Source organism: uncultured Ferrimonas sp., from assembly GCF_947489035.1.
GTDB lineage: Bacteria > Pseudomonadota > Gammaproteobacteria > Enterobacterales > Shewanellaceae > Ferrimonas.
The window spans coordinates 88725-97623 of record NZ_CANLCI010000016.1 but is presented as its reverse complement, the minus strand read 5'-3'; the positions used below and the strand labels follow the sequence as shown (position 1 = coordinate 97623).

The 8899-nt window shown below is 57.2% G+C and carries 8 protein-coding genes; all 8 read right to left on the bottom strand.

Annotation, left to right across the window (positions count from 1 at the left end; genetic code table 11):
- Positions 1-200: 200 nt before the first annotated feature.
- The 8 genes from menE to Q0796_RS11345 all read right to left on the bottom strand — a co-directional run bounded on the left by menE (position 201) and on the right by Q0796_RS11345 (position 8871).
- Positions 201-1583 (bottom strand): o-succinylbenzoate--CoA ligase, encoded by a 1383-nt coding sequence (menE, locus tag Q0796_RS11380; RefSeq protein WP_298443140.1) that lies wholly within the window; start codon positions 1581-1583, stop codon positions 201-203.
- Positions 1574-2527 carry an o-succinylbenzoate synthase gene (gene menC, locus Q0796_RS11375; RefSeq protein ID WP_298443136.1) on the bottom strand — a complete coding sequence of 318 codons (954 nt, stop codon included), beginning with the start codon at positions 2525-2527 and terminating at the stop codon, positions 1574-1576. Before menC ends, menE begins: the two co-directional genes overlap by 10 nt.
- On the bottom strand, positions 2524-2775 hold the full coding sequence (locus tag Q0796_RS11370; protein WP_298443134.1) for a DUF2164 domain-containing protein: 252 nt from the start codon (positions 2773-2775) through the stop codon (positions 2524-2526). The genes menC and Q0796_RS11370 overlap by 4 nt, the downstream gene beginning before the upstream one ends.
- A 12-nt stretch (positions 2776-2787) precedes the next feature.
- Positions 2788-3546 carry a 2-succinyl-6-hydroxy-2,4-cyclohexadiene-1-carboxylate synthase gene (gene menH / locus Q0796_RS11365; protein ID WP_298443133.1) on the bottom strand — a complete coding sequence of 253 codons (759 nt, stop codon included), beginning with the start codon at positions 3544-3546 and terminating at the stop codon, positions 2788-2790.
- The gene (menD, locus tag Q0796_RS11360; protein ID WP_298443130.1) at positions 3539-5236 is read right to left on the bottom strand and encodes a 2-succinyl-5-enolpyruvyl-6-hydroxy-3-cyclohexene-1-carboxylic-acid synthase; all 1698 of its coding nucleotides are present in this window, start codon (positions 5234-5236) and stop codon (positions 3539-3541) included. The genes menH and menD overlap by 8 nt, the downstream gene beginning before the upstream one ends.
- The gene (locus Q0796_RS11355) at positions 5233-6588 is read right to left on the bottom strand and encodes an isochorismate synthase (RefSeq protein ID WP_298443127.1); all 1356 of its coding nucleotides are present in this window, start codon (positions 6586-6588) and stop codon (positions 5233-5235) included. The genes menD and Q0796_RS11355 overlap by 4 nt, the downstream gene beginning before the upstream one ends.
- A 249-nt stretch (positions 6589-6837) precedes the next feature.
- Complete coding sequence (gene glpK, locus Q0796_RS11350) at positions 6838-8319, bottom strand: glycerol kinase GlpK (protein ID WP_298443145.1); 1482 nt, start codon at positions 8317-8319, stop codon at positions 6838-6840.
- Positions 8320-8406: 87 nt separating this feature from the next.
- Entirely contained in the window at positions 8407-8871 is a 465-nt protein-coding gene (locus Q0796_RS11345) for an Lrp/AsnC family transcriptional regulator (RefSeq protein WP_298443124.1), read from the bottom strand.
- Between the last annotated feature and the right edge of the window lie 28 nt (positions 8872-8899).

Genomic DNA, 8899 nt, shown 5'->3' with positions numbered 1-8899 from the left:
AGTTGGTAGAGCGCACCCTTGGTAAGGGTGAGGTCCCCAGTTCGACTCTGGGTATTAGCACCATCTTTCGATTAAGCTCTGTCCTTTGGACAGGGCTTTTTTCGTTTCTGGCATTGGGATAATTATTGCGGATTGGCGCAGAAAGGGTCTGATCAGTACACGATTGCTGCCTGATCAGACACTGTTGGGGGCTTTTGTTGTTAACAGGCTAACTGTTGTTGGGCGTAACGCATCATCGCTTGGCGGTTCACTTTGATGCCAGTGTTGTCGTTGTTGTTCGGCCAGCGGAGAAACTGCCGTGGACGCATAAAGCGGGCTAATTTCTTATTTAAGCGCTTCTCTAGGGCGACTTGGTCGTAATCTCCGGCAACGATAGCTACGGGTAGCTGGCCAAATTCAGAGTCGTCGATGGGCACCACAATCACCTGCTTAACCCCGTTACAGTGGCTTATTACTGCTTCAATGGCTTCGGGTTGTACGTTTTCCCCCCCGCTAATGAACATGTTGTCGGCGCGACCGATGATCTTCAGTTGTTCGCCTATCCACTGACCACGATCGTTGGTGGCAAACCAGCCGTCCCGATCAAAGGGCTGCTGCAACTGCCCACGTTGGTAGTAGCCCATGAATAGGCAATCGCCTTTCACTTCAATCACATCGCTGTCTTCATTGATGCGTATTTGGCGCCCTGCCAATGGAAAGCCAGCTAAGCCTTGGTTGTTGGCTACGCCGGTGGTTATCTGCGAGCCCATTTCGGTCATGCCGTAGCTGGTGAGTGCGCGCAGTTGCGAGTAAGTGGCAAACAGATCCGCCAACTGGGCTGGAATTGCTCCGCCACCCAGCAGCACGACTCGCAGTGATGCAACACGCTCGCTGGTATCGGATTTGGCCAACAGTCGTTGGGCTTGCGTTGCGACCATCGACACATGGCTGATCTGTTGCGGAGCCAGGCAATCTTCGGCTGCTTTGTGCTGCGGCAATACTGCGGTCGCGCCACTAAGCAAGCAGCGAAACAGAATGGCCATGCCACCGATGTGGTACAGCGGCAGCGACAATAACCAGCGATCACCAACGGTCAGTGGCGTTTGATCGAAGCTGCCTTCGGCTGCTGCCATCTGTTGCAGCAGGTTATGAACTGCGGCTTTAGGCTGGCCACTGGAGCCTGAGGTCAGCACCATCGTTGCCGGTACGCTGGCATCAAATCGCCACAACTGCTCGCCGTCATTTTGTGGCAGTTGCAGGCTGGTGATGCCATTGATTGCAGCATCATCGTGGTATAGGAACCGGATGTTGAGCTGCTCCAGCAGTTGCTGCAATTGCGCTGCAGGGAAACGGGTAGACAGTGGGATGAAAACGGCATTTAAGCGAAAGCAAGCGTACATCAGTACCACAGCTTCAACTTTGTTATCGGCACAGTAACCGACATGATCGCCGCTGTTTACCCCTTGTTTGCGTAAGTCGTTGCACAGCCCAGTAACGCGGCTGTCCAGTTGCATATAACTCAGTTGCTGGCCGTGACCATCAATGGCGATGGCATCGCCCCAGCGACGAGCGGCGCTTTGCAGCGGGCAGAGAATTAAGGCCATAGTGGCTCCAGTTGGGATTCACGCAGCAGTGGTCGGGAAGCGATCCACGGGTTGGGCTGGCATAGATCGTAGTAAAGGGGAGTCAGGGTATCTAGCCCAGCGTCATGTTGAGGGGTAAATTCACCGGCCAAGCTGGCCAGCGCCAATAACCCCAGATTGCTTTCAAAACTGGACGACAGCACCGAGGCGACCCCATCGGCCGCCGCCGCGCTGATGATGGCGCGGAGCTTATTGATGTGGCCGAGAATGGTTGGCTTTAAGACCAGCGCGACCACTCCTGGATGAGTTTGATAACGGTAGTTGGGCTGTTGGGTGGTTTCATCCAAGGCCAATGGCATGGCGCTGCGTTGATGCACTTGCAAGGAATCGGTCAGCGCCAGACAGGGCTCTTCGACGTAATCGATGCGGCTGAGATCGACGGCGTTGGCAAAGGCGCAAGCCTGTTCCACATTCCAACCTTGGTTGGCGTCGATGCGTAAGCGCAGCCTTGGTTGGCGGCGTTGCAGCTGCTGCACCAGTGCGATCTCTTCAGTCAAAGGGTTGCGCGCTAATTTGAGCTTTACGGTGCGCGGTTGGCTGTTCTGAGCTTGAGCCAATATGTGCGCCGTGCTGCCGTGCAATAGTGGCACCGGAGCGGCGCAGCCCGCTGAGGGCCGTTGCGACTGCTGGCGCGCCATATAGCGGCCGCTGCTGATGGCAAACTGGGCTGCGGCGGGCAGCGATTCGATGGCGCCGCCCTGTTGGCACCAGCGCTGCAGTGCCTGCTGGTTGGCATCCAAGCTGTCGTGGGAAAACCCCGGCAGCGGCGCGCAATCGCCCCAACCGATGTGACCATTGTGGGTAAACTTCAACAGCAAACCGTCACGCTGAGTTAAGGTTTGGCCGGCAAAGGTGAGGCTGGTCGCAAGGGGATTGCGGTAGCGATACAGCGCCGTTGGGATCATCGCAGCTGGCTCGGCTGCTCGATTTGATACAGATCGTCGCGCAGATCATTCAGCCGATTTTCCATCGTAGCGGCGGCATCGGTTAGGGCGCGATTGTAGATCTCGGGCCCCACCAATTTCACCATAAAATCGAGGAGAAATTCCGCCTCAAACTGACCGATATCGAGTTCAAATTCACGCTCACAATAGCGTTGTAGCTCGGTGGCAATCTGTTGTTTTTGTTGGCGACTGAGTTCGATCTCGCTCATGGCTGCTGCTGTTCAAGTAAGTTGGCTCAGCAGTGTAGCAAGAAACTCCCCCGGCTGGTGGGCGTGGATGTTATGGCCCGCGTGTTCGATAAGCCGGTGCTGCAACTTATCGCTGGGCCACTGCTGCGCCATCTGGGTGTATTTGCTGTCGCGATCACCGGTCATCAACAGGGTGGGTACGGCAAGCTGCGCCATATCTTGTTGATGGCCCATACTGGTGCCTAAAAACATGGCGGCTAAGGCACTGGGGCTGTTGCCTTGGCGTTGGATGATCATGCTTTGGCGGCGTTCGTTGCTCATGTCGGCAAACACCGGCTGTTGATACCATTGCTGCAGAAACGCCGCCATTCCTTGCGTGGCCATCAGCTGTTGCCATTGCTGATCATCTTGCAGTCGCACCTTTTTGCCCGCTTCGGTGAGGATGCCGCGATTGGCGGATTCCAAGGTTAGGCTTAACAATCGTTCGGGGCAGCGTTGGGCAATGTGCAGGGCAATGCGCCCACCCAGAGAGTAACCAAATAGGTGAAAGGAACCCGCTGGGATCTGAGCAAGAAGCAGATCGACCACTTCCTCAAAGGCGGGGCTGGTTTCCACCTGAACCTGGCTGCTTTGGCCGTGGCCGGGCAGATCGAAGGCGTGGCAATAACAACGCTTGCCCAATGGCTCAGCAAAGGGGATCCACTCTAAGCTGCTGCCCATGAAACCGTGCAGCAGCACCAAGGTTGGCTTGGTTTGGTCGCCCCAGCGGCGACAATGCAGTCGCTTAGCCACGAAGCTGCGCCGCGCAAGCTTTGATCATCTGGGCGGATTCATCCGCTGGCACCACAACTTCAATCAAGGTTGCGCCGGTGCCGTTGATGGCGTTGTGCATCTGTTCGGTAAACTCAGTCAGGCTTTGGGGTTGCTGGTAGCCTAGTTCAAACTGCTTGGCTGCGTGGGCAAAATTGAGGCCGTGGCCAAGACGGTAGTAATCCTGTTTTAGCTGTTCATCCGCCACCGGCAGCATATTAAAGATGCTGCCGCCGTCGTTATTGAGTGCGATGATCAGCAGCGGTTGGCTGCTGTGGCGAGCCAACGCCAAGGAGTTGAGATCGTGCAGTGCAGAGATGTCGCCAATCAGCATGATGGTTGGCTTACCGTTGCCACGGCTGATCCCACAACAGCTGGCGATCAGGCCATCGATGCCGGAGGCTCCGCGGTTGGTGAACACCGTTGCGGCCTCGTTTTTAACGGCGGCGAGCAGATCAAACAAGCGGATTGGCAGGCTGTTACCAATGAACAGATTGTGGCGTTGATCGGCATAGCACGAGAGGCTGCGTACCACCGCCATCTCGGTTAAGCGCCCCTGTTGGTGCTGGCTAAAGTGTTGCTCTAATTGCTGATTTAACGGGTAAAGGGCAGCAGCCCAATCCGCCTGTGCTGAGCTTGGCCAGGGCAGGCTGGCAAAGGCGCTGATGTCACCACAGAAGCTGGTTTTCCGCAGGTGGCTTGGATCCAGATTGCGCCGCTGCGGCAGGCAGTGCCACAAGGTGCGCCACGGCTGTTGATCGATAAATTGCAGTAACCGTTTGGAGAGCAAGCGACTGCCAAACCACAGCAGGGTATCGGCTTGCGCCAAGATCCGCTTGGCATTGGGCAGATGGAACAGCTGATCGATGTGGTTGATCACATCGGGGTGCTGGCGCAGCTGCGATTGGGCGTCAACCAATATCGGCCAGCCGAGTTGTTTGGCCAGTTGCAGTAACTGTTGTGGCTGCTGTTCTGGGCCCAAGGTGCCCACCACAATCACCCCTTTGCCTTGGGCCAAGTGCTGCAGCTGTGCCGGGGTTGGTAAGGCGTGTTGCTGCAACGCGGGCAGGTGTTGCCACGGTTGCTCATCTTGCTGCCACTGGGCTATCGGCGCGAGGTAGTCACTGAAATCACTGCGGCTGCCATCGGGGTACAGCGGCTCGCGGAACATGCAGTTGATGTGCAGCGGTTGCTGCAGATCCGCCATGGCGTGATCCAGCTGCGCCAACAGCGCCTGCGGGGGCAGGTTCAGATCGGCGGCAGGCAGATCCAAGCGTCTGGCGTAATCGGCAAAGATGGCCGGTTGCACAATGGCTTGGTTGGCGCCGCAATCAATCAGCTCGGGTGGGCGATCGCCACTGAGGATCACCAGCGGTATGTTGGTTTGCGCGGCCTCGACGATGGCGGGGTAGAGGTTGGCAACGGCCGTGCCGGAGGTGGTGATGATCGCCACCGGCGCATGGCTGGATTTTGCCAGCCCCAGCGCCATGAAGGCCAAGCCGCGTTCGTCGAAATGCGTGTGGCGACACAGGGTTGGGTGGGCCGCCGCTGCCATGGTAAGCGGGGTTGAGCGAGAGCCAGGGGCGAGACAGATGTGGCGGACACCAAGGCGGTGCAGCTCGGTCACAATCAGTTCCGCCCACAGCAGGTTCAGATCGGCGCTGTGGGTCATAGTCCGTTGAGGATCCCCAGTACGGTGGTTAATTTATTATTCAGTTCTTGCCATTCATCGGCGGCAACCGATCCCGACACAATGCCCGCACCGGCAAACAGAGTGACCTGCCCAGGCTGAAAACGGGCGCTGCGGATCGCCACCGAAAATTCACTTTCGTTGGCGCCTAAAAAGCCACAAGCCCCGGCATACCAGCCGCGCTCAAACCCTTCCCGTTGACGGATAAAGTTCATCGCCGCTGCCCGTGGTAAGCCGCCCACTGCAGGGGTTGGGTGCAACGCTTGCAGCAATTGCAGGTCGTTTACGCCGGCTTTTAGCTCTGCCCGAATGTCGCGATGCAGGTGTTGAATGTGGTTGAGCTTCAATACGGTTGGGCTTTCTTCGGCGCCAACGTATTCCGACAGTGGCAGCAGTTGCTGCTCAATGTGTTCACGCACCAGCTGATTTTCGTGGCTGTTCTTGCCGTCTTGCAGCAGCGCATCGGCCAAGGCATCGTCTTCGGCATCGGTAAAGCCACGGGTGGTGGTGCCTGCCAACGCTTCGGTCGACAGTTCTCGGCCATGGCGGTGATACAGGCGCTCGGGCGAGCAGCTGATGAAGCTGTGTTCCGAGGTAAATTGAAACCCGTACTGATAGCTGCTGGGATTCAGTAACCCCCAGCTGTGCAAGACCGTCCACGGATTGGGCAGGGTATTGCTGTGCAGTTGGGTTTCCCGTGCCAGCACCACTTTGGGGGTGTCGGCAACAAAATTGGGGTTGGTGACCTGCTCGATCAGATCTTGCCAACGGCTGCGATTGGGGTGCTGGGTTTGGCTGAGCACATGGGCCGGAGCCAACGGCGGCAACGGCTTAATCGGGGCGATCTGTGCCAGTGCCAGCTTGGCGGCCGCAAATTGGTCGTCCCAATCTTCGGCGGTTAGGGTCAGCAGCAGCTGCCCTTGTTCGCCCTGTTGGCGGATCTCTAAGCGCGGCAAGACAAAGCGAGCTTGGCCAAAGTGTTGCCAAGCGGGCTGGTCTGGATCGAAGGCCACGCCGCCATACAGCCGCAGCAGTTTGTCGGGATCGGAGCGCAGGTAACTGGCGTACAGCTGATCCAGCTGCTCGCCATCGGGCATCTGTTGCAGGTGATGATCTTGGGCGGCGCCAATGGCCGCAATCTGCTCGCCATCGCGGCGGCCGCGCCAGTAGATCTTGGGGTATTGCTGTTGGCTGGCCAGCCACGCCAACAGCGGCGGTGCCTCGACTGATTCCAGCAGTTGCATGCAGCGGCTAGGCGGGCGCGTGTGAGCCAGTTGCTGTAGCCGCAACTGCAACCGCGCAATGGCGCTGGTCAAACCGTTCTGTTGTGCCACTAATGACCCACCCTAATATCTGAGAATTCACCTAACCGGCTGAAATTAAGAGTCTGTTGATCCAGCGTCAAGTTTAGACGGTCAGCCTGTGACCAACGCAGCATCCTGATAACGTCGCTTGATTATGGCGGTTTACTTTCCCTGATTTTATCGCCCAAAACGCCGTAGCGAGGGCGTCCACATCAACCTGAGTACTAGCCTAGCGCGCCCCAGATTTTGGGTTTGCGAGGCGGTTCAATTTTCGCGCATCTATTTTAAGCGGCACTGGGCCAATGCCTGTTGCCAGCCTTGTTGCAGTTGCTGCCGTTGCGATTGCGCCATTTGCGGCTGAAACTGGCGTTCTGCTGGGTTGAGCGATTGCAAGGCACGGCGATCTGGCCAGAATCCCACCTGCAATCCGGCCAGATAGGCGGCGCCAGCGGCGGTGGTTTCGTTGTTGCTGGGCCGGGTGACCGCAGTGGCGCTGATGTCGGCTTGAAACTGCATCAGGAAATCGTTGGCGACCGCACCGCCGTCCACTCGCAGTTCGGTGAGGGTGAGCTCGGCGTCTTGCTGCATCGCTTGCAGCAGATCGTCGGTTTGGTAGGCAATGGCTTCGAGTGCAGCGCGGGCAATGTGGTTGCGGTTGCTGCCACGGGTTAAGCCAACCAACACGCCGCGGGCGTCGGGATCCCAGTAAGGGGCGCCCAAGCCGGTAAAGGCGGGCACTAAGTAGGTGCCGCCGTTATCGCTTACCGCTTGCGCCATTGCTTGGGTCTCGCTGGCGTGGCGCACCAAGCCCAATTCATCTCGCAACCACTGCACACAGGCACCGCCCATAAACACCGAACCTTCCAAGGCGTAGGGGATCTCATCGTCAGTGCTGCAGGCTAGGGTTGTGATTAAGCCGTGGCTTGAGAGCACCGGTTTGGTGCCGGTGTGCATCAACAAAAAGCAGCCGGTGCCGTAGGTGTTTTTGGCCATGCCCGGCGCCACACATTGCTGGCCAAACAGCGCCGCCTGTTGATCGCCGGCCATGCCCGCCACGGGCACCGTGGTTGGCCCCAATTGGGCGTGGCCAAACAACGATTGGCTGGGTTTTACCTGCGGCAGCAAACTGAGCGGAATGTCTAACGCTTCCAGCAGTTTGATGTCCCAACAGTGGTTGTGGATGTCGTACAGCATGGTGCGGGCGGCGTTGCTGTGATCGGTGGCGTGCACCTTGCCTTCGGTCAGGTTCCACAGCAGCCAGCTGTCGATGGTGCCAAAGCGCAGTTCGCCCCGTTCGGCGCGTTCACGGGCGCCATCAACGTTGTCCAGCAGCCAGGCAATTTTGGTGGCGGAAAAATAGGGATCGATCACCAAGCCGGTGGTGTGGCGCACGTGTTCTTCCAGCCCTTGGGCTTTCAGCTGCTGGCATTGTTCGGTGGTGCGGCGGCACTGCCACACAATGGCGTTGTGGATTGGTTCACCGCTGACGGCATCCCAAATCACCGTGGTTTCGCGCTGGTTGGTGATGCCAATCGCCGCCACCTGATTGTGCTTTACGTGGCAGCGTGCCAGCACTTCGGTCATGACCGCGCGTTGCCCCGCCCAGATCTCCATGGCGTCGTGTTCAACCCAGCCACTGTGGGGGTAGTGTTGGGTAAACTCTTTTTGGGCGCTGCCAACCACTTGTCCTTGCTGATCAAACAGCACCGCGCGGCTGGAAGTGGTGCCTTGGTCTAGGGCAAGAACGTAACGATCGGTCATCATATTTTGGGCTGAATTGAAATTGATAACTTCAATCATATGTGATGGTTAACTGGCTTGCCAGCGCCAAAATTGGCGCAAAAGGCGTTACTCGCTGAAGTGGTATTCGGTGGAAAACTTTACTGTCCGCATGCACACCGCCGTGTGGAATTTACGGATGTTGAAATCACTGCGAAGTACTCGCTCAACAAAATTTTCGTAGGTTTGAATGTCGGCCACGCAGATCACCAACATAAAGTCGTAGGAGCCGGAGATCTGGTAGCACTGGGTTACTTCCGGGGTGTTCATGATCGACTTACGAAACTGCTGATAAATCTCGCCGCGATCGCGGTCCATCTCGACCGACACAATCAGCGTTAACTTATTGCCGATCAGTTCTGGGTTCAGCAACGATTTATCGCCAATGATCACCCCTTCGTCGCGCAACCGCTTTACCCGTTTCAAACAAGCCGGTGGAGACAGCCCGACCTCGGCGGCCAAATCGGCATTGGTCATGCGATTGTTGTGTTGCAGTTTTATTAAAATGCGTCGGTCGATTCGATCTAATTCCATTACTGGCCTCAAAACTTAATAAAATTAA

Excerpts from the sequence above, each read along its gene's own strand:
- menC (WP_298443136.1), bottom strand. The coding sequence starts at position 2,527 with ATGATCCCAACGGCGCTGTATCGCTACCGCAATCCCCTTGCGACCAGC.
- Q0796_RS11370 (WP_298443134.1), bottom strand. The coding sequence starts at position 2,775 with ATGAGCGAGATCGAACTCAGTCGCCAACAAAAACAACAGATTGCCACC.
- Q0796_RS11345 (WP_298443124.1), bottom strand. The coding sequence starts at position 8,871 with ATGGAATTAGATCGAATCGACCGACGCATTTTAATAAAACTGCAACAC.
- glpK (WP_298443145.1), bottom strand. The coding sequence starts at position 8,319 with ATGACCGATCGTTACGTTCTTGCCCTAGACCAAGGCACCACTTCCAGC.
- menE (WP_298443140.1), bottom strand. The coding sequence starts at position 1,583 with ATGGCCTTAATTCTCTGCCCGCTGCAAAGCGCCGCTCGTCGCTGGGGC.
- menD (WP_298443130.1), bottom strand. The coding sequence starts at position 5,236 with ATGACCCACAGCGCCGATCTGAACCTGCTGTGGGCGGAACTGATTGTG.